General features: G+C 74.5%; 23 protein-coding genes. 14 read left to right on the top strand and 9 right to left on the bottom strand.

Annotated elements, in window-relative coordinates; translation table 11 throughout:
- Entirely contained in the window at positions 1–750 is a 750-nt protein-coding gene (locus tag ABWK59_RS33740) for an ABC transporter permease (protein ID WP_354644469.1), read from the top strand.
- 2 nt (positions 751–752) lie between these two features.
- Entirely contained in the window at positions 753–1,565 is an 813-nt protein-coding gene (locus tag ABWK59_RS33745; RefSeq protein WP_354644470.1) for a class I SAM-dependent methyltransferase, read from the top strand.
- 60 nt (positions 1,566–1,625) lie between these two features.
- On the opposite strand, the gene ABWK59_RS33750 is transcribed toward ABWK59_RS33745, so the two are convergent.
- From ABWK59_RS33750 to ABWK59_RS33760, 3 genes are read right to left on the bottom strand one after another with little or no spacing between them, the layout of a single operon-like run.
- Positions 1,626–2,261, bottom strand: coding sequence for a LutC/YkgG family protein (locus ABWK59_RS33750; protein WP_354644471.1), 636 nt, complete (start codon positions 2,259–2,261; stop codon positions 1,626–1,628).
- On the bottom strand, positions 2,258–3,700 hold the full coding sequence (locus ABWK59_RS33755) for a LutB/LldF family L-lactate oxidation iron-sulfur protein (RefSeq protein WP_354644472.1): 1,443 nt from the start codon (positions 3,698–3,700) through the stop codon (positions 2,258–2,260). The genes ABWK59_RS33750 and ABWK59_RS33755 overlap by 4 nt, the downstream gene beginning before the upstream one ends.
- Positions 3,697–4,461 carry a (Fe-S)-binding protein gene (locus tag ABWK59_RS33760; protein ID WP_354644473.1) on the bottom strand — a complete coding sequence of 255 codons (765 nt, stop codon included), beginning with the start codon at positions 4,459–4,461 and terminating at the stop codon, positions 3,697–3,699. Before ABWK59_RS33760 ends, ABWK59_RS33755 begins: the two co-directional genes overlap by 4 nt.
- A gap of 141 nt (positions 4,462–4,602) precedes the next feature.
- Here ABWK59_RS33760 and ABWK59_RS33765 point away from each other — a divergent pair, with 141 nt between their 5' ends.
- Entirely contained in the window at positions 4,603–5,355 is a 753-nt protein-coding gene (locus tag ABWK59_RS33765; RefSeq protein WP_354644474.1) for a FadR/GntR family transcriptional regulator, read from the top strand.
- A gap of 117 nt (positions 5,356–5,472) precedes the next feature.
- Here the strand turns inward: ABWK59_RS33765 and ABWK59_RS33770 are convergent, their stop codons facing one another.
- Positions 5,473–6,003 (bottom strand): DUF5709 domain-containing protein, encoded by a 531-nt coding sequence (locus tag ABWK59_RS33770; protein WP_354644475.1) that lies wholly within the window; start codon positions 6,001–6,003, stop codon positions 5,473–5,475.
- Between the two features lie 232 nt (positions 6,004–6,235).
- On the opposite strand from ABWK59_RS33770, the gene ABWK59_RS33775 reads away from it, so the two are divergent.
- A complete protein-coding gene (locus tag ABWK59_RS33775) occupies positions 6,236–6,586 on the top strand; it encodes a zinc ribbon domain-containing protein YjdM (RefSeq protein WP_354644476.1) in 351 nt (116 codons plus the stop codon).
- Between the two features lie 55 nt (positions 6,587–6,641).
- Here ABWK59_RS33775 and ABWK59_RS33780 read toward each other — a convergent pair whose 3' ends face one another.
- The 4 genes from ABWK59_RS33780 to ABWK59_RS33795 all read right to left on the bottom strand — a co-directional run bounded on the left by ABWK59_RS33780 (position 6,642) and on the right by ABWK59_RS33795 (position 9,878).
- A complete protein-coding gene (locus ABWK59_RS33780; RefSeq protein WP_354644477.1) occupies positions 6,642–7,067 on the bottom strand; it encodes a hypothetical protein in 426 nt (141 codons plus the stop codon).
- A gap of 57 nt (positions 7,068–7,124) precedes the next feature.
- Entirely contained in the window at positions 7,125–7,532 is a 408-nt protein-coding gene (locus ABWK59_RS33785) for a roadblock/LC7 domain-containing protein (RefSeq protein WP_354644478.1), read from the bottom strand.
- 129 nt (positions 7,533–7,661) lie between these two features.
- Complete coding sequence (locus tag ABWK59_RS33790) at positions 7,662–8,534, bottom strand: MarR family transcriptional regulator (protein WP_354644479.1); 873 nt, start codon at positions 8,532–8,534, stop codon at positions 7,662–7,664.
- 252 nt (positions 8,535–8,786) lie between these two features.
- Positions 8,787–9,878 (bottom strand): AraC family transcriptional regulator, encoded by a 1,092-nt coding sequence (locus tag ABWK59_RS33795; RefSeq protein WP_354644480.1) that lies wholly within the window; start codon positions 9,876–9,878, stop codon positions 8,787–8,789.
- Between the two features lie 225 nt (positions 9,879–10,103).
- Between ABWK59_RS33795 and ABWK59_RS33800 the strand changes: the two genes are divergently transcribed.
- The 8 genes from ABWK59_RS33800 (at position 10,104) to ABWK59_RS33835 (ending at position 19,414) form a co-directional block, all read left to right on the top strand.
- Entirely contained in the window at positions 10,104–12,821 is a 2,718-nt protein-coding gene (locus ABWK59_RS33800) for a SpoIIE family protein phosphatase (protein ID WP_420492891.1), read from the top strand.
- Positions 12,822–12,862: 41 nt separating this feature from the next.
- The gene (locus ABWK59_RS33805) at positions 12,863–13,423 is read left to right on the top strand and encodes an ATP-binding protein (RefSeq protein WP_354644482.1); all 561 of its coding nucleotides are present in this window, start codon (positions 12,863–12,865) and stop codon (positions 13,421–13,423) included.
- A 117-nt stretch (positions 13,424–13,540) separates the two neighbouring features.
- Positions 13,541–14,203: a helix-turn-helix transcriptional regulator gene (locus tag ABWK59_RS33810; protein WP_354644483.1), complete on the top strand. Its 663-nt coding sequence runs from the start codon at positions 13,541–13,543 to the stop codon at positions 14,201–14,203.
- A 64-nt stretch (positions 14,204–14,267) separates the two neighbouring features.
- On the top strand, positions 14,268–15,401 hold the full coding sequence (locus ABWK59_RS33815; protein WP_354644484.1) for a pyridoxal phosphate-dependent aminotransferase: 1,134 nt from the start codon (positions 14,268–14,270) through the stop codon (positions 15,399–15,401).
- Positions 15,398–16,357 carry an ornithine cyclodeaminase family protein gene (locus ABWK59_RS33820; RefSeq protein ID WP_354644485.1) on the top strand — a complete coding sequence of 320 codons (960 nt, stop codon included), beginning with the start codon at positions 15,398–15,400 and terminating at the stop codon, positions 16,355–16,357. Before ABWK59_RS33815 ends, ABWK59_RS33820 begins: the two co-directional genes overlap by 4 nt.
- A 91-nt stretch (positions 16,358–16,448) precedes the next feature.
- Complete coding sequence (locus tag ABWK59_RS33825; protein WP_354644486.1) at positions 16,449–16,889, top strand: VOC family protein; 441 nt, start codon at positions 16,449–16,451, stop codon at positions 16,887–16,889.
- A gap of 477 nt (positions 16,890–17,366) precedes the next feature.
- Positions 17,367–18,053: an RNA polymerase sigma factor gene (locus ABWK59_RS33830; protein ID WP_354644487.1), complete on the top strand. Its 687-nt coding sequence runs from the start codon at positions 17,367–17,369 to the stop codon at positions 18,051–18,053.
- A complete protein-coding gene (locus tag ABWK59_RS33835; protein WP_354644488.1) occupies positions 18,050–19,414 on the top strand; it encodes a hypothetical protein in 1,365 nt (454 codons plus the stop codon). Before ABWK59_RS33830 ends, ABWK59_RS33835 begins: the two co-directional genes overlap by 4 nt.
- Positions 19,415–19,580: 166 nt before the next feature.
- Here the strand turns inward: ABWK59_RS33835 and ABWK59_RS33840 are convergent, their stop codons facing one another.
- On the bottom strand, positions 19,581–22,481 hold the full coding sequence (locus ABWK59_RS33840) for an N-acetylmuramoyl-L-alanine amidase (protein ID WP_354644489.1): 2,901 nt from the start codon (positions 22,479–22,481) through the stop codon (positions 19,581–19,583).
- 325 nt (positions 22,482–22,806) lie between these two features.
- Between ABWK59_RS33840 and ABWK59_RS33845 the strand changes: the two genes are divergently transcribed.
- A complete protein-coding gene (locus ABWK59_RS33845) occupies positions 22,807–24,492 on the top strand; it encodes a sensor histidine kinase (protein WP_354644490.1) in 1,686 nt (561 codons plus the stop codon).
- Positions 24,489–25,169: a response regulator transcription factor gene (locus ABWK59_RS33850; RefSeq protein ID WP_354644491.1), complete on the top strand. Its 681-nt coding sequence runs from the start codon at positions 24,489–24,491 to the stop codon at positions 25,167–25,169. Before ABWK59_RS33845 ends, ABWK59_RS33850 begins: the two co-directional genes overlap by 4 nt.
- Positions 25,170–25,344 lie beyond the last annotated feature (175 nt).

Below are 25,344 nucleotides of genomic sequence, written 5' to 3' on the forward strand. Positions count from 1 at the left end.
ATGGCGACCCTGTGGCCGATCGTCCGGTTCGAGTGGCGGCGGATGATGCGCAACTTCGCCCCGGTCTTCTTCGCCCTCGCCTTCCCCGTGCTGATGCTCTGCATGTTCGGCGGGATCTACGGCAACGAGCCGTCCGAGAAGTTCGACGGCCGCGGGACGGTGGACATGTCGGTGCCCGCCTACCTGGTCCTGGTGGTCGCCGTCACCGGTCTGATGAGCTTCCCGCTCGGCCTCGCCGAGTACCGCGACCGCAAGGTCCTCAAGCGCTTCCGCGCGACACCGGTCGACGCCTCCGCCTTCCTGGTCGCGCAGGCGCTGGTCAACATCGTGCTGAGCCTGCTCGGCGGCCTGCTGCTGGTCGCCGCCGGCTACCTGTTCTTCGACCTCCACCTGCCGGCCTCGGCCTCGGCGGGGGCCGCCACGGTCGGCGCCCTGCTGCTCGCCGCCCTGGCGATGTACGCGGTGGGGGGCGTGGTGGCCGCGGTCGCGCCGTCCGAGCGGTCGGCGGTGGCCATCGCCAACCTGGTCTACTTCCCGATGATCTTCCTCTCCGGGGCGACCATCCCGCTGCAGATCTTCCCGCCCGCGATGAAGACCATCAGCGACGCCCTGCCCGCGACCTATGCGGTCGAACTGCTCCAGCACGCCTGGCTGGACGGCGCCGCCGACGTCGCCCTCGACCTCGGCGTCCTCGCCGGAGTCGTCGTCCTGGGCACGGCCGCCGCCGTCCGGCTGTTCCGGTGGGAGTAGCGGTGCCGGCCGCCCACCCGCTCGCCGACCGGGTCCCCGCCACCGCCTTCCTCACCGCCCTCGCCCGGGCCGGCGCGACGGCCGAACCGGGCAGTGGGCTGCACGACCCGTACGCCGAGCGCTTCGCCCGGCTCTGCCCGGACTCCGTCCGCCGGATCACCCGGCACACCGCCGGGACCCCCGTCGTGGTCGCCCGCACCGTCGCCGTCGACCGGATGCTCGCCGACCTGCTCGCGGCCGGGCCCTGGGACCTCTGCGTCAATCTCGGCGCCGGATTCGACGCCCGCAGCCACCGGCTCGACTGGCCCGGCGGCTGCGGGGTGATCGAGATCGACTGCGCGCCCGTCCTCGACCTCAAGGACCGGCTGCTGCCCGCCGCGACCGCGCCCGTCCCGGTGGAACGGCTGCGCTGCGACCTCCGCGACCCCACCGTCCTCGGCGGGCTGCTGCGGCGCCGCACGGCGGGTCGCCGGACCCTCCTGGTGGCCGAGGGCCTGCTCACCTACCTCGCGCCGGGCGAGGTCCGCGCCCTCGCCGCCGCGGTGGCCGAGGCGGCCGGCGCCGACGGCGCGTGGATCTGCGACCTCCTCTCCACCGCCTCCGCACGGGCCCTCACCGCCGCGGCCCGCGCCGCCGGGACGGACCTGACCCTGCACGGCCTCCCCGACCTGGCCGTCTTCGAGACCGTCGGCTGGCGCTGCGAGCGCCTCGAACTCCTGCCCACGGCCCAGCCGTCCACCCGGCCCGGCGGCACCGGCCGTCACCTGCCCGACGGCGTGCTGCAGCTGAGCCGGGCCGCGGTTCCCGCGGGCTGAGGACGCCCCACCGGTGGGCGGCCCAGGGGCGGCTCGGGTGCACCGGGCTGCGTGCGGAGGTCACTCGATCAGGACGACCTCCAGGCACCGCGGTCCGTGGACGCCCTCGACGCGGTCGAGTTCGATGTCGCTGGTGGCGGACGGCCCGGAGATCCAGGTCTGCGGGCGGGTGGGGTCGAGCAGCGGGAGGGCGCGGGGGAGGGAGGCGACCACCTGGTCGCCGCGGACCACGCAGACGTGGTGGTCGGGGACGAGGGTGAGCAGTCGTCGGCCCTGCGCGGGTCCGGCGTCCAGGACGATGGTGCCGGTCTCGGCGACGGCGAGGGCGCAGCCGGTGATCACGGTGCCGACCGCGTCGAGGTCGCCCGGGGTCACGGCCGGAGAGTCGGTGACCACCCGGACGCCGGTGACGGCGCCCAGCCAGGCGGCCGGCAGGTCGGCGGGGACGGCCACCGAGGTGCTGCCGCGTTCGCCCAGCAGACGGGCGATCAGCTCCGGCAGGTCGGCCTCGGTACCGCGGTGGACGACCGCCCGGTAGTCGGCGAGGTTCTCGGCCAGGACGGCCAGCAGGCCCGGGCGGTCCTCGGGGATGTGCGTCGGGAGGTAGTCGCGGTGGACGGGCCGGTCCTCGGTGGCCGGGACGTCGGCCAGCGCGGCCCGGATCCTGGCGAGGACGCGTTCGCGGGAGCTGCTCATCGGGCGGTCTTCCCTTCCCCGCGGTTCTTCTTCCACCAGTCGCGGAAGGTCTGTTCGGGCATCGCGGGCAGGTCGCGGGTGTCGCTCCAGGCCTTGGCGGGACCGGGCAGCGGCAGCCGGCGCGGGTGCAGCCGGCGCGTTCCCACGGCGGCCCGGGTCGCCGCGGTGTAGGCCGCCGGGTGGTCGAGCAGCCAGGTGGCGGCCCGGAGGGCGGCGCGCTCGGCACGGTGCCCGGTGCCCTGTTCGGCGACGCGTTCCCGGAGGTGGACGAGGACCTCGGGGATGTCGATGGCGACGGGGCAGGCGTCGTAGCAGGCGCCGCAGAGGGTGGAGGCGTAGGGGAGGGAGGCGTCCACCTCGCTGGCCGTACCGCGGAGTTGGGGGGTGAGGATGGCGCCGATCGGGCCGGGGTAGACGGAGCCGTAGGCGTGGCCGCCGGCGCGTTCGTAGACGGGGCAGACGTTGAGGCAGGCGGAGCAGCGGATGCAGCGCAGCGCCTGGCGGCCGACCTCGTCGGCGAGGGTGTCGGTGCGTCCGTTGTCGAGGAGGACGAGGTGGAAGTGGCGGGGGCCGTCACCGGCGGTGGTGCCGGTCCACAGGGAGGTGTAGGGGTTCATCCGCTCGGCGGTGGAGGAGCGGGGCAGGAGCTGGAGGAAGACCTCCAGGTCGTTCCAGGTGGGGAGGACCTTCTCGATGCCGACGACGGAGATGAGGGTCTCGGGGAGGGTGAGGCACATGCGTCCGTTGCCCTCGGACTCGACCACGACCAGGGTGCCGGTGTCGGCGATCATGAAGTTGGCGCCGGAGACGGCGACCTTGGCGCGGAGGAACTTCTCGCGGAGGTGGAGCCGGGCGGCCTCGGCGAGGTGCGCGGGGGAGTCGGTGAGGTCCTCGGGGGCGGGACGTCCCCAGGTGGCCATGCGGTCGGCGAAGATGTCCCGGATCTCGGTGCGGTTGCGGTGGATCGCGGGCACCAGGATGTGGGACGGGCGGTCGTCGGCGAGCTGGACGATGAGTTCGGCGAGGTCGGTTTCGTAGGCGGTGATGCCCTCGGCGGCGAGGGCCTCGTTGAGGCCGATCTCCTGGGTGGCCATGGACTTGACCTTGACGACCTCGCGCTCGCCGGTGGCCTTGACGAGGTCGGCGACGATGCGGTTGGCCTCCTCGGCGTCGGCGGCCCAGTGCACGGTGCCGCCGGCGGCGGTGACCGCCTCCTCCAGCTGGAGCAGGTAGCGGTCCAGGTGGCGCAGCGTGTGGTCCTTGATCTCCCTGCCGGACTGGCGGAGTTCGGGCCAGTCGGTGAGCTCGGCGACCGCGGCGGCCCGCTTGTCGCGGATGGTGCGGGTGGCGTGGGAGAGGTTGGCACGCAACTGCGCGTTCTGCGTGGAGACGGCGGCCGCCTCGGGGAAGGCGGGCATGCCGAGGTAGGTACCGCTCATGCCGCGGCTCCGTTCGGGTCGGCGTGGGCGTCGGGCTGGGGGTGAGCCGCGGCCTCGGGTTCGGTGGAGGCGAGGATCTCGGCGAGGTGGACGGTCCGCAGCGGGGCGTCCTGGCGGCGCAGGGTGCCGCCGAGGTGCATCAGGCAGGAGTTGTCCGCGCCGCAGAGCACCTCGGCCCCGGAGGAGAGCGCGTTGCGGACCTTGTCCGCCCCCATCGCCGCGGACACGGCCGGGTTCTTCACCGCGAAGGTGCCGCCGAATCCGCAGCACTCCTGGGCGCCCGGCAGTTCGACCAGCTCCAGCCCCCTGACCGCCCGCAGCAACCGCAGCGGCCGGTCGCCGAGGCCGAGCATCCGCAGGCCGTGGCAGGACGGATGGTAGGTGACCGTGTGCGGGTAGCAGGCGCCGACATCGGTGACGCCCAGCACGTCGACCAGGAACTCGGTCAGCTCGTACACCCGGTCCGGCAGGTCGCCGAGCCCCGCGCAGCCGAGCCCGGGGTACTGGTCGCGGACCATCGCCGCGCAGGAGCCGGACGGGGTCACCACGTAGTCGTACCCGGCGAAGGCGTCGGCGGTGCGGCGGGCGAGCCGCTCGGCCTGGGCGCGGTAGCCGGTGTTGAACTGCGGCTGACCGCAGCAGGTCTGGGCGGCGGGGAAGTCGACCTCGACCCCGAGCCGTTCCAGCAGGGTCACCACGGCCCTTCCGGTGTCGGGGTACAGGGCGTCGTTCACGCAGGTGACGAAGAGTGCGACACGCATCGCGGCTCCCTCGGATTCCCGACGTCGGGGGAATGGTCTGACCATAGGGTGCCACTGTACACAGGCGCGAGGGGTTTGGTCAGACCAATCTCGTGTGGCCGCTAGGATGGCTGTATCGGCGGGACGAGCGGGGGGCGGCGCATGACGGACGCGACAGGGGGGCCGGCGCCCCGCCCCCGGGCCTACGAACTGGTCCTGGCCCGGATCGAGGAACAGATCGGCACCGGAGAGCTGCGGGTCGGCGACCGCCTGCCGCCCGAGCGCGACCTCGTCGACCAGCTCGGCGTCAGCCGCACCGCCATCCGCGAGGCGCTGCGCATCCTGGAGGCCCAGGGCGTCCTCGTGGCCCGCGTCGGCGCCGGCCCGGACTCCGGAACGGTGATCGCCGCCCTGCCCAGCCAGGGACTCAGCCAGCTCCTGCGGATCCACCTCGCGCTCGCCAACTTCCCGCTCGCCGACGTCTTCGAGGCCCGCGCCAGCCTGGAGCGCTCCAGCGCCCGCCTCGCCGCCGGCCACGCCACGCCGCAGGACCTCGCCCGGATCCGCGAACCCCTGCTCGCCATGGACCGACCCGGCCTGACCCGCGAACAGTTCAACGACGCCGACACCGCCTTCCACGTGGCGCTCGCCGAGGCGGCCGGCAACCGCCTGATCGCCGACCTCACCATCGCGGTCCGCAACGCCGTACGGCACACCGTCCTCCGGGCCTTCCGCCGACTCCCGGACTGGGAGGCCGAGGCGGACCGGCTCCGCGCCGAACACCACGCCATCTTCGACGCCGTCGCCGCCGGCGACGCGCACCTCGCGGGCGACCTGGTCGAGGCCCACATCCGCGCCTTCCACGGCGTGATCGCCGACCCGGAGTCGAATCCTTCCGATCCCGCCGGCGGCTGACGGACGGGTCGGTCGCGTCATCACCGACGTCACCGCGCCGACCGGCGCGGGCCCTTCCGCGTACCGGCGCCCGGAATCGCACGGCCGGCCGCGCCGAGCCGCCGGCTCCGTGCGGTGTCACGGCCGGGGCCGGGTCGTTCCCCGGTCGTCGACGAGGTCGCGGTCCGCCACGATGTGCACGGCGGCCTCCTCGGCGGTGGCCGCCCCGGCGTCGACGCCGAGGTCCTCGGCATACAGCTGCGCGGTCCTCGGATGGGCGCCCTCGTCGGGGGCGACCAGGCGGCCGGCCCGCTCGGTGCCCGCCCCGCTGTCCGGCTCGGTGTCCGGCTCGGCAGGTGTCCCGGGGCCGACCGGCCCGCTCGCGCCGCCGGGCAGGTCGCCGACGCGACCACCCCGGTCCGGCTCCCGGTCGGGCAGTTCGCGGGCCAGTCGCTCGTCGAGCGTCCCGCCGCTGCGCTGCTCACCGGCGGTGGTGCCGGTCCGCTGGACGGCGAGCGGCTTGTCGGGCGGCGACCAGCCCTCGTCGAGGATCTCGTCGTAGGTCCGTTCGTCCAGGGCGTTCTGCAGGTCCAGCGCGGTGGCGTCCGCCTGCTCGTCGCCGCCGTCCGCGGGCTGGTACACCTCGTCCGCCCTGCCGCTGTCGCTCATCACGGCCTCCCGGTCGTCCCTCGGCGGTGTCCCCCTCGGCGGTCGCGTGTACCCGTGCCGGTCGCCGCCATGCCGGTCACACCGGTCACACGGGGGGCCGGCTCCGGAGCGGGTGAGAACCTCGCCGGCCGGGACTTCGAATTGCGAAGATCTGCAACTGCTAAAATCATGGGGGCGTGGCGGGGCCGTGCCCTTTCCCCGCAGTACGTGACACTCAGAGAAAACCAGGTCCATGAGCGAGAACCTGCCCCCGTGCCCGAAGTGCTCCGGTGAGTACACCTACGCGATGGACGCGCTGGTGGTGTGCCCCGAGTGCGGACACGAGTGGACTCCCGCCGAAGGCGGCGCGGAGGAAGGCGGCGAGCGGGTGGTCCGTGACGCGGTCGGCAACGTACTGAGCGACGGCGACACGGTGACCGTGGTCAAGGCCCTCAAGGTCAAGGGCAGCGCCTCGGGCATCAAGGCGGGGACCAAGGTCCGCAACATCCGTCTGGTCGACGGTGTGGACGGCCACGACATCGACTGCCGGATCGACGGGTTCGGCGCCATGCAGCTCAAGTCGAGCGTGGTCAAGAAGGCCTGATCCTCGCTTCCCGGCGCCGGGTCGCCGCGAGAAGCGAGGATCAGGTGCCCTGCGGTCAGAGCCGGCCGTGCTGCTTCAGGACGCGCCTGGTCTGGGCGAACAGCATGCCGACGTTGACGGTCTTGCGGCAGACCACGACCGCGACCATGTCCTCCTCGCCCTCCGCCCGCAGGAACAGGTGCGTGAGGTTGTCGCTGTTGACGAGGATCTCCTGGAAGTAATGCCGGTCCGACACCACGCCGCGGCGTTCCTTGAAGAGGCCTTCGATCATCACCACGTTGCGGCCCTGGAAGAGGTCGAGCGTGGCGGCGGCGAGCAGGTCTAGCACCTCCGACGGGTGGGAGTCCACGGTCTCGACGGCCAGCAGCATCCCGGTGGCCATGTCGATGACGCCCGAGGCCAGGCACTCGGGGACCTCGGACCGGAGGGTCTTGACGAGTCCCGACACCCGCTCGGACAGGCTGGTTCCCTGACTGTTCACTGCGCTCCTCAGCTCGGGCCCGGGCGTTGTCCCCGCCCGGGCCGGTGGTGTTGTCGATCAGCCCTGCGCGGCGGGCGTGCGCGGGGCGGTGAGCAGGCGGTCGATCCGTGCGACGGCCCGCTCGCAGACGCCGTCCAACCCGGCGAGGTCCAGGTCCCCGCTGCCCAGCAGCGTCAGCACGCCCATGTCGCCGACCGGGAACATCACGAGGTAGCCGTCGCCGTACCGGGCGGTGCTCCAGCGCAGACCGTTCCTTCCGGTCGCCGCCCCGCCGCGGTGGGCCAGGCCGAGCGCGGCCGCCGCCAGCGCGGACAGGCACTCCCCGTCGACGCCGTCGATGCCGCCGCCCGGGTCCGCGGCGAGGAGCAGACCGTCCACCGCCGAGACCACCACACCGGTGACACCGGTGACCCTCCCGCGCAGTTCCCCCATCTCCGCGATCAGATCGTCGTTCTTGTCGGTCACAGTTCTCCTGTCGATCGGGATGGTTCAGTGGTACGGCCGGTGGTGGCAGCGCCTTTCCCGCCGGCGTGGTGAGAAGGACCGGGTGGCTGCGGGAGGACCGCCGGGCGGGGTGAAACGCCGCGCGTCCGGTTACGGCGCCCGGTCGGCCGGCCTGGCGTGGCGGGCGGCGAGCGGCCGCAACGGGAGCACGTCGTTGATCCCGCTGGCGCCGCGGCGGCGCAGGGGCAGGCGGCCCAGCGCCCGGGGCGGGGGAGGCTGGTCCGCCACGGCCCGCTCCTGCGGGTACGGCTGCGGGCACGGGTGCGGCTGCGGCGCCGGTTCGGGGGCCGCCACCTCGACCAGCCCTTCGCCGGCCATCCGGGAGAGTTCGATGGTCACGGCGAACAGGCCGCGCCCGAGCAGGAGCGCGATGCCGCCCGCGCTGAGGCGGCCGTCGGCGTACCGCAGGATGTCCCGCCTGGCGCCGGGGAGTTCGGAGGTGCGGGCGGCGGGTGTGGCGCGTACCCGGTCGGTGCCCGGTGACAGCGGGGTCCGCAGGGACGCGAGCGCGGCCAGGCGCCGCTCGGTCTCCTGCAGCAGCCAGTCGGGGGCGATGCCCTGCGGGGCGGCCAGCGCGGGGGACGGGCAGGTGGCGGCCGGCGTACAGCCCTCGATGCGGCCCGCGGCCATCGCGAAGGCGGCGTCCGCCGCGGCCATCATGCACACGACCTGGAGCTCCTGCGGGCCCACGAGCGCGCGGGAGAGCAGCTCCGGGCCGAGCCGGCCCGTGGCGGCCGGGTGCTGGAGCGTCGACCAGTCGTGCTCACTCACCCGGCCCGAGGCCAGCAGGACGCGGACGGCATCCGGTGCCCCCGGCGACAGCACGGCCGTGACGGCCCCGCCGGACAGGTGGACGACTCCCCCCGGATCGCCGGCCACGGCCAGGGCGCAGGGCCGGGGGTCACCCGCGGCCAGGGCCAGCGCCGTGGCGAGTCCCGTGGGTTCCTCGCCGGTCACCCGCATGACCTCCCCCTCTCGCGGTGTTTCCCAAAATGGCAGGACGTGATTATGAATGTTCGCCTGGTGTCGGCTTTCGATCGAAATCGCGGACATTCCCAAGGTTGCCGGGATTGATTTCCGCCCCAATCCAAGCCCAAAGCCCGAGAGATCGTCAAGCTCATCACATAATGAGGAAATGTGGGCATACTTTTGCACGACTGAACGGAATCGAAATTCTGGTTCCCGTGGGTTCTCGCGGTTTCCCGGGGTTTCCCGTCAGGCCGGGGCGGCCTCGGCCCGTTCGCCGAGCATCCGCCGCAGCTCCGTCGGCCCCACTCCGTGCCAGCGCTGGACCGCGCGACGCAGCGCCCGCTCGTCGGCGAACCCCACCCGCCGGGCCACCTCGCGCAGCGTCAGCGGCGTCCGGCGCAGCAACTGCTCGACCTGCTCCCGGCGCACCCCGTCCACGATCGCCTCGTACGTCGTGCCGCACTCCGCGATCCGGCGCCGCAGCGTGCGCTCACTGGTCGAGTGCCGCTGCGCCTGGTCGGCGAGCGAGGGCACGGTCGGCAGGCTGCGGGTGACGGAGACCTCCAGGACCTCCAGCAGGTCCTGCTGCTCCCGGCGCGGGGAGAACGCCTCGTCGATCATCCCGATGATCGAGGCGAGCGTGCGTGGGTCCCGCTGCGGCATGGGGGTCCGCGCCCACTCGGGCGGGACCAGCAGACGGTTGGCGTCGGTGCCGAAGCGCAGGGGACACCGGTACCACTCCGTGTGCGCCGCGGTGTCGGCCGGGCGGGGATAGGTGAACTCGGCCAGGCGCGGGGCGAACGAGTCGCCGACGCCCAGCCGGATCAGAGCCACCGTGCTGGAGAGCGCCTCGTCGATCAGGAACACCCCGACCGCGGGGTCCACCTCCGGGTCGGGCATGTCGACGCGCAGCTCGAAGCCCGGGCGGGGGCCCTCGTCGTCCCGCATGGAGAAGACCAGCATGGCCCCGGCGAGGTTCTGGTAGCGGATCCCCAGTTCGACGGCGTCCCTCAGGGTGTCGCTGGCGAGGAGGGCGAAACCCAGCGGCCCCCAGGCCGTGAGGGTCTGCACGGCGCCCACGGCGAGGCCGAGACGGGGGTCCGCGGTCAGCTCCAGGGCCCGCTCGATGACCGTACAGCCCTGCCGGTAGGAGACCCGGAGCTCCGGGGACTCCAGAACGGCCTGGTCGAGGCCCGCGGAGGTCAGCGCGGGCCCCAGGTCGACACCCCGCTCGCCGACGACCGCGGCCAGGTACCACAGGATGCTCGGCCGGATCGTCGCCGAGGTGCTCCGGTGCGTTCCGGGGAACGGCGCCCGATCGGAGCTGTTCGTCGTCATGGTCCACCACTCCCGAGGCTCCCCCCTGCCGACTATAGGGAGGAATGGCCGCCCAGGCCCCCTCTGCGGCCCGCGAGGACCTGCCCCCGGGCCGAGAACTCTCCGTAACGTCGTTCGGGAGTCAACCGGAGTCGAAGGGTCTGGGAGGGGGCCGAACGGACGTCGCCGTTCTGCCATCCGTCGAACCGGATGCGTCCGACCTCACCGAGAACGGGGGCCCCTGCCATGGTCCTGCTCACGACGGCACGAGAACGTTCCCACCCGTCCCTCCCGTCCGACCCGCCCGATCGCTCCCCGCAGTCCGTGACCGCGCCCGCCCGCCGACCCACCTGCGGTGTCCGGGCGCTGCTGAGCGTGCGCAGCCTGGCCGGTCGGGTCCTCCTGGTCGAACTCCTGATCGTGGTGCTGCTGGTGGGCGCCGGCGTCGCCGCCCTGGTGATGCAGGCCCGGTCCAGCACGGAGAACGACGCCCGGCGACTGACCCGTGGGGTCGCCGAGTCCTTCGCCCACGCCCCGGGACTGGTCCAGGCGCTGGACAGCCCGGATCCTTCGGCGGTGTTGCAGCCGCAGGCCGAGGCGGTGCGCAAGGCCACCGGGGTGGACTCCGTCATCGTGATCAGCGCTGGCTTCGTCCAGCTCACCTCACCGCGCCCCTCCTACGTGGGCCGGCCCTACGAGGTGCCACCGGACGTGATGCGGAACGTGGTGCCGCAGCTCTATGCCGGCCGCACCGTCACCTTCGACCTGCAGGAGCCGAAGCCCCGGTACCACTCGATCGCGACCGCCGTGCCGGTGTTCGGCCCGGACGGCACCCCCAAGGGCGTCGTCGCCTCGAACATCACGCTCGGCCGGGTCGACTCGGTCGTCGGCGCCCAGCTGCCGGTGCTGCTGGGCAGCGCGGCCGGCGCGGTGGCCCTGGCCGCCGTCGCCACCGCCCTGGCCCGCCGGCGGCTGCTGCGCCAGACCCGGGGCCTGGGCCCCGGTGAGCTGGCCCGGATGTACGAGCACCACGACGCCGTCCTGCACGCCGTCCGCGAGGGCGTGCTGATCGTCGGCGAGGACGGCCGGGTGATGCTCGCCAACGACGAGGCCCGGCGGCTGCTGGACCTGCCGGCCGACGCCGAGCGCCGGCCGCCGGCCGAGCTGGGCCTGGACCCGGAGACGGCTGCCCTGCTCTCCTCCACCGAGGAGGTCACGGACGGCATCCACCAGGCCGGCGACCGGCTGCTGGCCGTCAACAAGCGCCCCACCGCCCCCTTCGGCGGCCTCCCCGGAAGCGTGGTCACCCTCCGCGACTCCACCGAGCTGCACGACCTCACCCACCGGGTCGAGGAGGCCGGCCGGCGCAGCCGACTGCTCTACGAGGCCGGCCTGCGGATCGGCGGCACCCTGGACATGACCCGCACCTGCGAGGAGCTCGCCGAGGTCGCGCTCTCCGGACGCTTCGCCGACACCGTCGCGGTCGACCTGGCGGAGACCGTCACCCGCGGCGAGGACCCGGTGCCGGGCGACCGGCGGCTGCGGCGTACCGCCCTGCGCGGCTCGGCCGGGGACCCGGCGCCGACCGGCGTGGGCCAGGCGCTCACGGCGGCCGACCCCTCACCGCAGGCCCTCGGCCTGGACGGCGGACGTGCCGTGCTGGCCGGTCCGGACACCGCCGGAGACCGACCGCACACGGTGATCACGGCCCCGCTGCGGGCCGGCGGCGGCGTCCTGGGCCTGGTCGAGTTCCGGCGGGCGCCGGGCAGCACCCCGTTCGAACCGGACGACCTGCCGCTGGCCGAGGAACTGGCCGCCCGCGCCGCTGTCTCCGTCGACAACGCCCGCCGCTTCACCCGCGAACACGGCACCGCCGCCGCGCTCCAGCGCAGCCTGCTGCCCCGCACCATCCCCGAGCCGACCGCCCTGGACGTCGCGCACCGCTACCTGCCCGCCAGTGCCGGCATCGGCGGTGACTGGTTCGACCTCATCCCGCTGCCGGGCCTGCGCACCGCCCTGGTCGTCGGCGACGTCGTCGGCCACGGCATCAACGCCGCCGTCGCCATGGGCCGGCTGCGCACCGCCATCCGCACCTACGCCTCGCTCGACCTGCCGCCGGACGAGGTGCTGGGACGGCTCGACGAACTGGTCACCCAGACCGACGAGGAGTGCGGCGGTTTCGCGATCACCGGATCGACCTGCGCCTACGCCGTCTACGACCCGGCGTCCGGGGTGTGCACCCTCGCCCGCGCCGGCCACCTCGGCCCCGCCCTGGTCCACCCCGACGGCACCGTCGAGTACCCGGACGCCGCCCTGGCACCCCCGCTCGGCGTCGGCGGCCACCCCTTCGAGACCACCGAACTCAAGCTCGCCGAGGGCTCCCGGCTGGTGCTGTTCACCGACGGCCTGGTGGAGACCCGCGAGCACGACCTCGACCACGGCCTGGAGCGCCTCCGGACAGCCCTGGCCGACGACGGGCGGCGCACCCCGGACGAGACCTGCGACGCCGTCATCCGGGCCCTGCGGACCCCGCACCCCGCCGACGACGTGGCCCTGCTGATCGCCCGGACCGGCCGGCTGGCCCCGGACCAGGTCGCCGAGTGGGAGGTCCCGATGGACCCGTCCGCCGTGGCACCCGTCCGGAACGCCTGCGCCCGGCGCCTGGCCGACTGGGGACTTGACGACCTCGGCTTCACCACCGAGCTGATCCTCAGCGAACTGATCACCAACGCCATCCGCTACGGCACGGCACCGGTCCGGGTCCGGCTGCTCCGCGACACCAGCCTGGTCTGCGAGGTCTCCGACGGCAGCAGCACCGCCCCCCACCTGCGCTGGGCCGCCACCACGGACGAGGGAGGCCGGGGCATCTTCCTGGTCGCCCAACTCGCCCACCGCTGGGGCACCCGGTACACGGACCAGGGCAAGGTCATCTGGTGCGAGCAGCCGATCGAGAGCCCGGCCTGAGCGGTGCAGCCCGTCCGCCGACATCCGAGGAGGGACCCCACGTGACTGCCAGCCCGACGACACCCCCGGCCTCCACCGGCCCGGCCGCCCGCCGTCACGGCCCGCCCCACCCGGTTCCGGCCCCGCCCCACCCAGTTCCGGCCCAGGCCCGTCCGGCCGGGACCCGGGGCGCGCGGGCGGCCGCGTGCACCCAGGCGGTCACGCCCTCCGCCCCGCCGGACCTGCGGTCCTTCGCCGTGGAGACGGCCCGCCGCTGGAGGATCCCGCAGGACGCGCTCGACGCGGTCTCCGTGGTGGTCACCGAGCTGGTGGGCAACGTCGTCGTCCACAGCGGGAGCGCCGAGGTCACGGTGCTTCTCACCCAGCGCGCCGGGCACCTCACCGTCGAGGTCAAGGACCTCGGCAGGTGGCGGTGCCGCCCCGAACCGCCCCGGTCCACGGAGGCCGCGGTGCCGGCCGGCGGGCGGGGACTGAAGCTGGTCCGGCAGGCCGCCGGCTGCTGGCTGGCCGTCATGACACCGACCGGAACCCGTGTGACGGTCCGGGTCCCGGTGGCCGCCACGCCCGGTCGACCGGGTTCCGCCGACGCGGGAGGCCCCTGACGGATCTCGGCGGGCCTCCAGGGGGCGGGCTGCCGAGCGCCCCGCCGCCGGCTCGGCCCGGGTGGGCGCCAACCCGCGTGCTGGACTTTCCGTCCAGATCGGACGTACAGTCCAGACATGGGTAGCGAAGAGCAGGACACCGACCCCCGTGTACGGATGTGGACCCCGGTCTGCCAGGCCGTCGCGCTGCTGCTCGGTCCGTACGCCGAGGTGGTGCTGCACGACCCGGGCACCGACCGGGTCCTGGCGATCTGGAACCCGACCAGCGGCCGCCGCCCGGGCGACCCGTCCCTGCTCGGCGAGCTCGACGCTCTGGACCCGTCGGCCCACGACGTGTTCGGGCCGTACGAGAAGCTCCTCGCCGACGGCCGGCGGCTGTCCTCGGTCAGTGCCGTGCTGCGCGACGCCGAGGGCACGGCCACCGCGGTGCTCTGCGTCAACCTCGACCGGACCCCCCTGGAGCAGGCCGCGGCCGTGCTCTCCGCGTTCGGCGCCCCGGCCGTCGCCCGCCCCGAGCCGCTCTTCGAGCAGGACTGGAACGAGCAGGTCCAGCACATCGTCGGCGCCTACGTCCGCACCTGCGGCCGGCCGGTCGAGCGGCTGACCCGCGCCGACCGGCTGGCCGTCCTCGCCCGCCTCGACGACGCCGGGGTCCTCGCGGTGCGCCGCACCGGCCCGGCCGTCGCGCGCGCCCTCCGGATCTCCCGCTCCACCCTCTACAGCCTGCTGGCCGAGCTCAGGACCCCCGGCCGTCCGCCCGGCGAGGGGGAGGCCACCTGACCCGGCCCGTACCGCCGCGCCACCCTGATCCACCTCCCGCACCGACGGCAAGGAACCACCCGCCATGACCCGCCTGCCCGACTTCCGCCTGGAAACCCACTTCTCCCGCTGGGAGTTCACCGCCCGCCATCACCTCACCGCCTCCGACGTCCAGACCATGACCCTCGGCGAGCTCCTCGCCCTGGCCGACGACGAGGACCGCGCCGCCTTCGAGAACCTCCCGCTGGGCTACACCGAGACCTTCGGCGACCCCGCGCTGCGCGAGGTGATCGCGGCGACGTACGAGCGGGCGGAGGCCGCCGACGTGATCTGCTTCGCCGGCGCCGAGGAGGCGCTGTACCTGGCGATGAACGTGCTGCTCGACGCCGGGGACCACGCGGTCGTGGTGACCCCCAACTACCAGGCCGCGGAGACCGTGCCGCTCGCCCTGTGCGAGGTCACCGGCGTCGCCCTCGACCCCGACCGGGACTGGGCGCTGGACCTCGACGCCGTCCGGGCGGCCCTCCGGCCCAACACCCGGGTCGTCTCCGTGAACTTCCCCAACAACCCCACCGGCAAGGTGATCCCGGCCGCCGAGTTCACCGAGCTGGTCCGGCTGTGCGACGAGCGGGGCATCCACCTCTTCAGCGACGAGGTCTACCGCGGCCTGGAGCGCGACCCCGCCCGGGCGCTGCCGCAGGCGGCCGACCTGTCCGACCGCGCGCTCTCCCTGAACGTCACCTCCAAGGCGCTCGGCCTGCCGGGCCTGCGGATCGGCTGGATCACCTGCCGCGACCGGGAGTTGCTCTCCCGGCTGGAGCGCGCCAAGCACTACACCACCATCTGCAACTCCGCCCCCAGCGAGGTGCTGGCCCGGATCGCGCTCAAGGCCCGCACCACCATCCTGGAGCGCAACCGGTCGCTCATCGCCCGGAACCTGCCGCTCTTCGAGGAGTTCTTCGCCGAGTTCCCCGACCTCTTCGACTGGCGGGCCCCGGACGGCGGCTGCGTCGCCTACCCCCGCTACCTCGGCCCGGACGGGGTCGAGGAGTTCTGCACCCGCCTGGTCGAGGAGGCCGGCGTCCTGCTGCTGCCCGCGAGCATCTACCACTCCGACCTCACCCCCACCCCCACCGACCGCTTCCGCATCGGCGTCGGCCGCGCCGAGCCCGAGGCCGGACTCACCGCCTTCCGTACGTGGCTGAAGGCCCGCCGATGAGCCTCCCGGTCCTCGACGGCGACGCCGTCCGGCGGGTCGCCACTCCCCGGCTGGTCCTCGACGCCACCCGCGACGCCCTGATCGCCCACGCCCACGGCCGCACCACCGTGCCGCCGCCGCTGCACCTGGAGTTCCCCGAGGCCGACGGCGACTGCCACGTCAAGGCGGGCCGGGTCGACGCCGGGCCCGACTTCACCGTCAAGATCGCCACCGGGTTCTACCGCAACCCCGCCGCCGGCCTGCCCGCCAACCACGGCCTTGTCTGCGTCATCAGCGCCCGCACCGGCCGGGTCCGGGCCGTCCTGGACGACGGCGGCCTGCTCACCGCCTGGCGCACCGCCGCCGCCGGCGCCCTCCTCACCCACGCCATGGCCCGCCCCGACGCCACCACCCTCGGCATCTTCGGCACCGGGGAACAGGCCCGCCTCCAGGCCGAATGGCTGGCCCGGCTCCGTCCGATCGGCACCGTCCTCGTCCACGGCCGAACCCCGGACCGGGCCCGGGCCCTCTGCGCAGAGCTCACCGCCCTGGGCCTGCGGGCCCGGCCGGCCACGGACCGGGAGGCCGCCGCCGCCGACATGGTCGTCACCACCACCCCGGCCACCACCCCCGTCCTCCGGGCCGACCACGTCCGGCCCGGCACCCACGTGACCGGCATCGGCACCGACATGCCGCACAAGAACGAACTCCCGCCGGCTCTCCTCGCCCGCGCCGCCCTGATCGCCACCGATGACCACCAGCAGTGCCTGGACCACGGCGACTTCGGTCACGCCGTCCGCGCCGGCGCGGTCACCGCGGACGCCGACACCCCCGCCGGCCTCCTCCTCGAAACCCCCCTCCACCGGCCCGCCGAGGCCGTCACCGTCGCCGACCTCACCGGCGTCGGCGCCGTCGACGCCGCCCTCGCCTCCGCCGTCCTGGGCCACCTGGCCGAACGGGAACCGGAAGCCGGGTAGCCGGGCGGCCGCCGAGGTAGAGAACGGTGTGTCGGTCCGTCCCCGGAACGGACGCGGCGACCGTGGCCGCACCACGCGAAGGAGCTCCGGCATGGCGATCCAGCGGATGGACAACGTGCTCATCGTCGTCGAGGACCTCGACGCCGTCATCGCGTTCTTCGTCGACCTCGGCATGGAACTGGAGGGCCAGGGGCCCCTCGAAGGGCGCTGGGCGGAGCGGGTCATCGGGCTCCACGACGTCCGACAGGACATCGCCATGCTGCGGACCCCGGACGGCCACGGACGCGTGGAACTCGCGAAGTTCCACCGGCCGACGGCCGTCACCCCCGAGCCGAGGGACGCCCCGGCGAACACCCTCGGCCTGCGGCGCATCATGTTCGCCGTCGACGACATCGAGGACGTGGTCACCCGGCTGCGGTCCCGCGGTGCGGAACTCGTCGGCGAGATCGTGCGGTACGAGGACGTCTACCTCCTCTGCTACGTCCGCGGCCCCGAGGGCATCATCGTCGGCCTGGCCGAACCCCTCACCTGAACGCCTCGGACGGGGGCGAAGGTGGAGAGGCGGGCCCGACGCGGGCGATGACGTCAGGCCTTCTCTACGGCTCGGTGGCGTTGCCCGGGCTGCGCGAGTTCGCTCAGCGGACAGGAGCACTCTGACTGTCGCCGGGGGCGGTTCCGGACGGGGCATCAGTACCACTACCGCGCCCGTCTGCGTACGGTGATCCGGAGGGGGGATTCGCGGTTGAGAACCGCAGCCGCGTCTGACCCTCCACCACCGTCCTTCCCCCTGCCCGTTTGTCGTCCCGTTGGGCTCCGTCGCGGCGTGTGCGAGGAATTCTCGGATCCGCCTGCAACCCCGGGGCGGGATGGACGTCTGAACAGGTGACCGACTGTTCGTGCCCCCGCCGTCGGTCTGTGGGCGGCGGGTGGCCGAATTCCCCGGTCATCGACCGTGATCACTATCGACGGGTCCCGGGTTCCGGGTCCGTCCGGGGGGAAGCGAACACGCATGTCCATGGCCATCGCGCCGACCGCCCAGATCGTTCCACCGATCGTTCCACCGGGCGGGCTCCGGGGAGTACTGCGGCTGCTGTTCGGGCTGTCCGGCGCGGCCGAGGAGGTCGGGCCGGCGGGAACGGGGGAGCGCGCCCCCGCCGAGCGAAGGTCGGCGTTCCGCCTGTTGCGCGGCGGCCGCACGCCCGACCGCGAGCGGCCGACGCTCACCGAGCTGTACCACGCCCACCGGCTGGGCCTGGTGCGGATGGCCGTCCTGCTGGTCGACCACCAGGACATCGCCGAGGACGTGGTGCAGGAGGCCTTCATCGCCCTGTACGCGAAGTACGGCGAGGAGCTCGACGACCTGGACAACGCGCTGGGCTACCTGCGGACCTCGGTGGTCAACGGGGCCCGGTCCGTGCTGCGCCGCCGGAAGACCGCCCGCGAGTACGTCCCGCCGCACGAGGCCGACGCGCCCTCGGCGGAGGACCACGCCGTCCTCAACGACGAGCACCGCCGGGTGCTGGTCGCCCTCAACGAACTCACCCAGCGTCAGCGCGAGGTGCTGGTGCTGCGCTACTGGTCGGATCTGTCCGAGGCGCAGATCGCCGAGACCCTGGGCCTGTCCCGGGGCGCCGTGAAGTCCACGGCGAGCAGGGCCCTGGACGCCCTGGAGAAGCAGTTGGAGAAGGCCCGATGAGCGACAAGCACCCCCACGACGAGACGCCCACCGAGCGCCTCCTGCGGGAGGCCCTGAACGCCAGGGCCTCGCAGGTGACCGCGCAGAGCCTGAAGCCGTCCGCGCCGCCGAGCACGCGGATCCGCCGCCTGAAGCCGGTGTACGCGGTCACCGTCCCGCTGTTCGGCCTCGCGGCCGGGGTGGCCGGCTTCCTCACCCTGCACTCCGCTCCCGACGCCACGAGGAAGGACGACGGTCCGGCCGCCACCGCGAGCGCCTCGCCGACGGCCGGCATCCCGCTGCCGGTGGAGACCACCCCGACCGAGTCCCCCGGTCCGACGGCGAGCAGCACCACGGCCTCTCCGCAGGACTTCCAGGACGGCGTGATCAAGGCGACCGTGGAGGGCCTGGGCAAGGGGACGAAGATGGCGGCCGGCGGCGACCCGGTCACCTTCTCGGTGACCTACACCAACACCGCGGAGGTCCGGTTCGACGTAGTGGCGCCGGTGGTCTCCGAGCAGCCGCAGGACAACGGCTGGTGCAACGATCCCGCCGCGCAGTCCACCCTCCAGCGCGACACCGGCGGCGGCTGGAAGGACCTGGTGAAGCCGGACACCGACCCGAGTTGGGCGGAGCACAGCCGGGAGAGCTCCTTCGCCCTGGAGCCCGGCGCGAGCCACACCGTCCGGTACCGGATCCGGCCGGCCGCGACGCACACCGTCGGGCCGGCGGCCCTCACGGTCTCCGCGTACGGACTGGCGGACCGTCGAGCGTACCGGCTGGGAACGGTGCAGGCCGAGGCGACGGTGGTCGACGACGCCCGGCCGACGGCGGCGCTGGTCTCCGGCCCGAGCGAGTTCGTGGCCGGCCGGACGACGACCGAGCTGGAGCTGGAGGTCCGCAACCCCACCGGCGCCTCGATGCCCTCGGCCGCACCGGTGGTCACCGTCCGCGACGAGTCGCCGATGCCGGGCGGCGGCGGCCGGCTGCGGGCGATCCGGGTGACGGCCGAGGCGCGGACGGCGGACGGCCAGTGGCGGAAGCTGACGACCTCCGACAGCGCCTGCGGCCGGGTGGTGGTGGACACCTCCTCGCTGCGGTCGGCCCTGGCACCCGGCGCGTCCGGGCGGTTCACCCTCCGCCTCGGCTACCTCATGGACCCCCGGGACTCGAGCGGGCAGTGGGTGCTGGGGCTCGGCGCGAACGCCGGCGGCCACGCCTCGGAGGTGGCGGAGGTCCGCCCGAAGATGACGTTCGCCATGTTCAACTGGACCCCGCCGGCGTCCCCGTCGGCCACTGCCAGCCCGAGCCCGAGCGCCACCCAGGGCCCGGCCCAGGGCGCGGTCCAGGGCGCGGCCCCGGGGACCACCGCCGGTCAGTGACCGCTGGTCGGTGACCTGGCCACACCAGGGCCGGGGGAACCGCGCGACGGACGGCAGGACGCCGAACCCGCGCCCGGTCCCCCCGGCCCCCGTGACCGGTCCCGACGCGCCGCTGCCCCGGGCGCGCGGGGCGGCCGGGGCAGCGGGTGGTGCGGGTGGAGGCCGGTCAGGTACCGGCGACCGCCACGGTGGTCACCGGGTCGATCGGGCCGGCCGCGCCGGGCACCTCGGTGTCCATCCAGGAGGACCAACGCCCGGCGGCGTAGTCGCCGTTGGCGTTGAGGACCCGCCCGCCGGCGACGCCGAACAGCCGCAGGCTGGTGCCGGTCCAGGTGACGGCGAGCTTGGTCACCGGGACGGTCTGCCCGGTGGCCCCGGAGACGTCGCCCCAGCCCGCCCAGACGCCGGCCGCGTAGTCGGCGCTGGCCTGCTTGACCTTGCCGTCGACCACGGCCAGCACGTACTGCTTGGAACCGGTCGAGACGGTGGCCAGGCCGGTGATCGTGCCGCTCAGCGGGCCGACCGCGCCGGTGATGTCGCCGTAGGACCACATGCCCCGGTTGTAGTCGCCGTCGGCCACGTGGATCCGGCCGTCGCTGCCGACGCCGTTGATGTGCAGCACGTTGCCGTTGGCGGCCGCCGCGATCTTCGTCAGGGCGCCGGTGGGCAGGCCGAGCGCGCCGGAGACGTCGCCCCACTGGTACCAGCGGCCGGCGCCGTAGTCGGCGGTCGCCTCCATGAGCCGGCCGCCGGACAGCGCCACCACGTGCATCTTGCTGCCGGTGGCGGCGACCGTCAGCTCGGTGACGGGCGAGGCCAGCGGCCCGGCCAGGCCGGTCACCTGGAGGTCGTACCAGGGGGACCACTCGCCGGTGGTGAGGTTCCGGTCGGCGGTGTAGACCCGGCCGCCCGCGAGCGCCACCGCGTGGACCTGGCCGCCCATGTAGAGCAGGGCGAAGCTCTGCTTCGGCTCCGGCGTCGGGCCGGCCGACGGGATCGGGTGGAACTGCTCCCAGACCCCGCGGGAGTAGTTGGCGCCCGCGTTGACCGGGCCGGAGCTGGTCTGCGCCAGCAGCTGCACCCGCTCACCGGAGGCCAGGACGTCGGTCGGCGCCGGCACCAGCTGGACGTCGTCGGCCGAGACGAAGGCGAGCCGGTGGTTGTACCGGATCGGGTAGTACTTCACACCGCCGGTGACCAGAGTGCGGTCGTGCGGCGCGCTGCCGTCCACGGTCGGGGCGTAGTAGAAGTCGCCGGCCACCGGGGTGGTGGAGGCCGGGACGTACGCATGGCCCGCGGGCAGCGTGGCGCTCAGCGCGACGATGTTCGGGTCCGGCGCCGGGACGCCGGCAGCCGTGTAGGCGCCGTACTCCGGGTACGAGCGGCCGTAGACCGCGACGCTGCCCAGGCCCGGCTTCGGGGTGAGCACGTACTGGCCGGGACGGTTGTCGGCCGAGGCGATGGTGCCGTCGTTCCAGAACCAGGCCTTCTGGCCGTTGTACCAGATCGCCGTCCACTGCCCCTGGATGTCGGCGACCACATAGCTGCCGCCCGCCACCGCCTTGTCGCTCCAGTCCGAGGCGTTCTGGGTGCCGCTGCCGATCAGCGGGCCGCCGGGGGAGCTGTACAGGTAGACGAAGTTCGCCGGCTGGGCCGGGACGTTGTTGATCACCGGCCGGTAGGCGTTGGAGAACGGCGGGTTGATGATGACCCGGCCGCCGACCACGTAGCCCTGGTCCGGCGTGGTGTGCGCGCCGAGCAGGTCCATGTAGTGGTTCCAGTCCCAGAAGGTGCCCGGGTCCCAGTGCATGCCGTTCACGGCGCTCTGGATCGGGCCCGGCACCTCGTCGTGGCCGATGACGTGCTGCCGGTCCAGCGGGACGCCGAACTTGTCCGCCAGGTAGCGGGTGAGGGTCGCCGAGGACTGGTACAGCTGCTCCGAGTACCAGCTGGCGCCGCTCAGCGCGAAGCCCTCGTGCTCGATGCCCACGCTGTGCATGTTGAGGGTCTTGTTGCCGGCGTGCCAGGCCACGTTCTTGTTCGCCACCATCTGGGTGACGTGGCCGTCGCTGGAGCGCAGCAGGTAGTGCGCGCTCGCGTAGCTGGCCGGGTTCTTGAACGTCGCCAGCGAGCCGGCGTAGCCGCCCTCGGTGTCGTGGATGACGATGTAGTCGATGTCCGAGCCGGTCCGCTCGGCCACCGAGTAGTTGCCGAAGTCGTTGACGTCGGCGCTGTTCTGCGCGTACCCGGCCGGCTGGAAGTCGCAGCTCAGCGTGGACGGGCACTCGATCGGGTCGCTCGCCGCGGCGGTGAGCGCGGTGCGGGCCGCGTCCCGCGAGGCCGGCTGGCGCTCCACCCCGCGGTCCACCGCCGGGCTGTGCGCGGCGGCGGCCGGGTCGGCGACGAGCGTCACCCGCTGGCCCTCGGAGGTGGTCCGGGCCGCGCCGACCTTGAGGGTGCCGAACACCCGGTCCGCGAACTCCCGCCCCTCGTCCGGGCCCTGGCCCTGCGCACCGCCGTTGCTGAAGGCGACCACAGCGCCGTACCAGGTGGCCGGGTCGCCGGACAGCGGCGACTTGGCCCTGCGCTGCTGCTCGGCGAGGAGCGCCGCGCCGCCGCGGATGCTCTGCAGGGTGTCCTCGCGCAGCTCCGCCGCCGGACGGCCGATCAGCTTGGCCGCCGCGTCCAGGGTGTGCAGCGCGGGGCCGTCCACCGGCGCCGCCGGGGCGGGCCTGGCCGCCTTGGCGCCCCGCCGGGGCTCGCCGTCACCGCGCAGGTCGACCTCCGGCTCGGCGGCCGCCTGCGCCGCCGCGACCGCCGCCAGGTCGACCTGGGTGAGGCCCATCACGTTGTAGTTGCCGGTGGTGCTCGGCCGGCCCTGGTGCGACTCCCAGCGGGTCTGCTGGTACGAGACCGCCAGCAGCAGGCTCTCCGGGACCTTGAACTCCTTGGCGGCAGCCGCGAACTGCGCCTGCAGCCCGGCCGGCGCGGCGGCCTGGACCGGGGCCGCGGCGGCGAACGTGCCCCCGCTCGCCGCCAGGCTGAGCGCGGCCGCCGAAGCCGTCACGGCCGCCGCCGTGCGCAGCGGTGACCGCGGCCGCGATATGTGCGTGTGATGCGTCAACGAACCGTCCGACCTTCCCTGTTCCACCAAACCGGATCGATGGGGAACGTACCAGCGCCCACCGACACCCCCGCACCCAGGGCGCCCCACGGCCGCCAGGTACGTCACGGCGCGTCAGACGGAAGGGCCGGCGCAGGCGGTGGGCGCGACCGGACACGTCCGTTGGCGCCGGGGAGCGGTGCCGCCGTCCGTCTCTGCCTTTCGGCAGAGACGGGGATCGGCCGCAGGGTGCACGCCGGTGCCGATCCCGGTATCGATACTGGTCAGCGTGGTCCGTACTCCTCAGCCCCGTCCCCCTGCCCCCGTCCCCGGACGCGCGCCCGGTGGCGCCCCGGGCCGGGCGGCCGCCCGTGCCGCGGGGGAGACGGCCGGGGTGGTGTCGGCCGGCCTCGGCGTCCTGCTCGCCCTCGCCGGCCTCGACCTGCTGCCGCACCCGTACCTCCAGCTCGCCGCCCTGGCCCTGGCGGCGGTGCTGCTCCCGCTGCGCCGCCGCCACCCCGAGGCCGTCCTGCTTGCCCTGGCCGCCCTGACCGGACTGGCCCCTTGCGCCGGTCCGGCCGCGGCGGCGGCCGCGTACACGGCGGCCCGCCGGACGGCCGAGGCACGCCGGCGGACCCGGCTGCTGACCGCGGCGGGCCTGCTGCTGGTGGCGGTGGCGACGCTCTCCGCGCCCCGGTTCGGGCCGGGCCCGGTCCCGTACGGGCTGGCGCTCGGCCTGGTGCTCACGCCCACCACCGTGCTCGTCCCCGGCCTGGTCGGCACCGCGTACGGGCAGCAGCGGCGCCTGGTACGGGCGTTGCGCGAGCGCGGGGACGCGGCCGAGCGGGCCCGCCGGCTCGCCGACAGCGAGGCCCGCACCCATGAGCGCTCCCGGATCGCCGCCGAGATGCACGACCTGGTCGGCCACCGGCTCAGCCTGATCTCGCTGCACGCCGGCGGGCTGGAGCTGGCCCTGGAGGGGGCCGACCCCGAGCTGCGCGAGGAGGCCGTCCTGGTCCGGCGGACCACCCGGGACGCCATGCGCGAGCTGCGGCAGGCCCTCGGCGTGCTCGGCCCGCTCGGCCGGGACACCGGGCCCGAGGCGCTCACCGACGCCACCGGCACCCGCGCCGACGTCGAGGCACTGGTGGCCGGATCCCGGGACGGCCAGATCGCCGTCCGCCTCGACTGGACCGGCCCCGACCTGGACGCCCGCCCGGCGCCGGTCCGCCGCGCCGTGCACCGGCTGGTCCGCGAGTCGCTGACCAACGTCCACCGGTACGCCGCCGCCGCGCACGTCACCGTGGCCGTGGCGCACGACACGGACACCGTCCGGGTCACCGTCCGCAACGGCGCCCCGCCCGCGCCCCCCGCACCCGCCGGCGGCCTGGGCACCGGCCGCGGACTCACCGGGCTCCGGGAACGGGTGGAACTGCTCGGCGGGAGCTTCGAGGCGGGCCCGCTGCCCTCCGGCGGCTTCCTGGTCGACGCCACCCTGCCCACCGAGCCCGGCGACACCCCCGCCCCCCGGCGGCCCGGCACCGAGACCCCCGCGCCGCCGGATGCCCGGGCGGACGCCGACCCCGGGCGGCGGACCGCGCAGGCGCTCACCCTCGCCCTCGGCCTGGCGGCGCTCAGCGTGCTCACCGCCCTCGGCACCGCCTTCGTGTACGCCTCCGCACCGCGCCCGGACGCCGGACCGCGCCCGCTGCCCGTGGTCGGCATGAGCTACGGCCAGGTGGCCGGCACCGGCGTGCTGGACAACGCCGCCGTCCGCGCCGCCGCCACCGGCCGTGAACCACCGCGCCCCGCCGGGGCGGTGGGCTGCATCTACCCGTTCAACGGCTCCACCGAGGCACACCCCGGCAGCCTGACCGTCGCCCGCTACTGCTTCGACACCACCGAGCACCTCATCGCCATCGACCGCTTCACCGTCCCGTCGGTCCGGGACGCCGCACCCTGGGAGACCCCGTGACCGAGGCCGCCACCCACCCGATCCGGGTCCTGCTCGCCGACGACGAGACGATGATCCGGCACGGCGTCCGCCTGATCCTCCGCCACGCCGAGGGCATCGAGGTCGTCGCCGAGGCCCCGGACGGCCGGCAGGCCGTCGACCTGGCCGCCGCCCACCACCCCGACGTGGTGCTGCTGGACATTCGGATGCCCGTCCGCGACGGCCTGGCCGCCATCGCCCCGCTGCTCGCCCTCGACCCCGCGCCGCGGGTGGTCATGCTGACCACCTTCGGCGACGAGGAGAACGTGGTCCGGGCGCTGCGGGAGGGCGCCGCCGGGTTCCTGCTCAAGGACGAGGGCCCGCAGGAGCTGATCCGCGCGGTCCGGGCGGCCGCCGCCGGGGACGCCGTGCTCTCCCCGGGCGTCACCGGCGCGGTCATCGGCCGGATGCTGCGCGGCGCCGACCCCGACCCGGCGGACGGCTCCGGCGAGGACGCGCGGATCGCCCGGCTCACCGCCCGGGAGCGGGAGGTCCTGGCGATGCTCGGCGAGGGCCTGTCCAACCAGGACATCGCCGTCCGGCTCGGCATCGGCACCGGCACGGTCAAGACCCACGTCGGCGCGATCCTGGACAAGACCGGGACGGCGAGCCGCGTCCAGGCCGCGCTGCTGGCCCACCGGACCGGCCTGGCCGGCTGAGTCCTCTGCCGTTCGGCAGACCCCGGCGGTCCGGCCTCTGCCCTCCGGCAGAGCGGCGACCGCCGGGTGCAGCCCTTTCGGCAGAGCCCAACTCCCGCCTCCGGGACGACATTTCCGCAGTCCAGGGCCGTGAGGATGGAGGTGTCCCTCCGGCCCGCGGACCGTCCGCGGCCCT

This window comes from Kitasatospora sp. HUAS MG31 (assembly GCF_040571325.1).
GTDB classification, from domain to species: domain Bacteria; phylum Actinomycetota; class Actinomycetes; order Streptomycetales; family Streptomycetaceae; genus Kitasatospora; species Kitasatospora camelliae.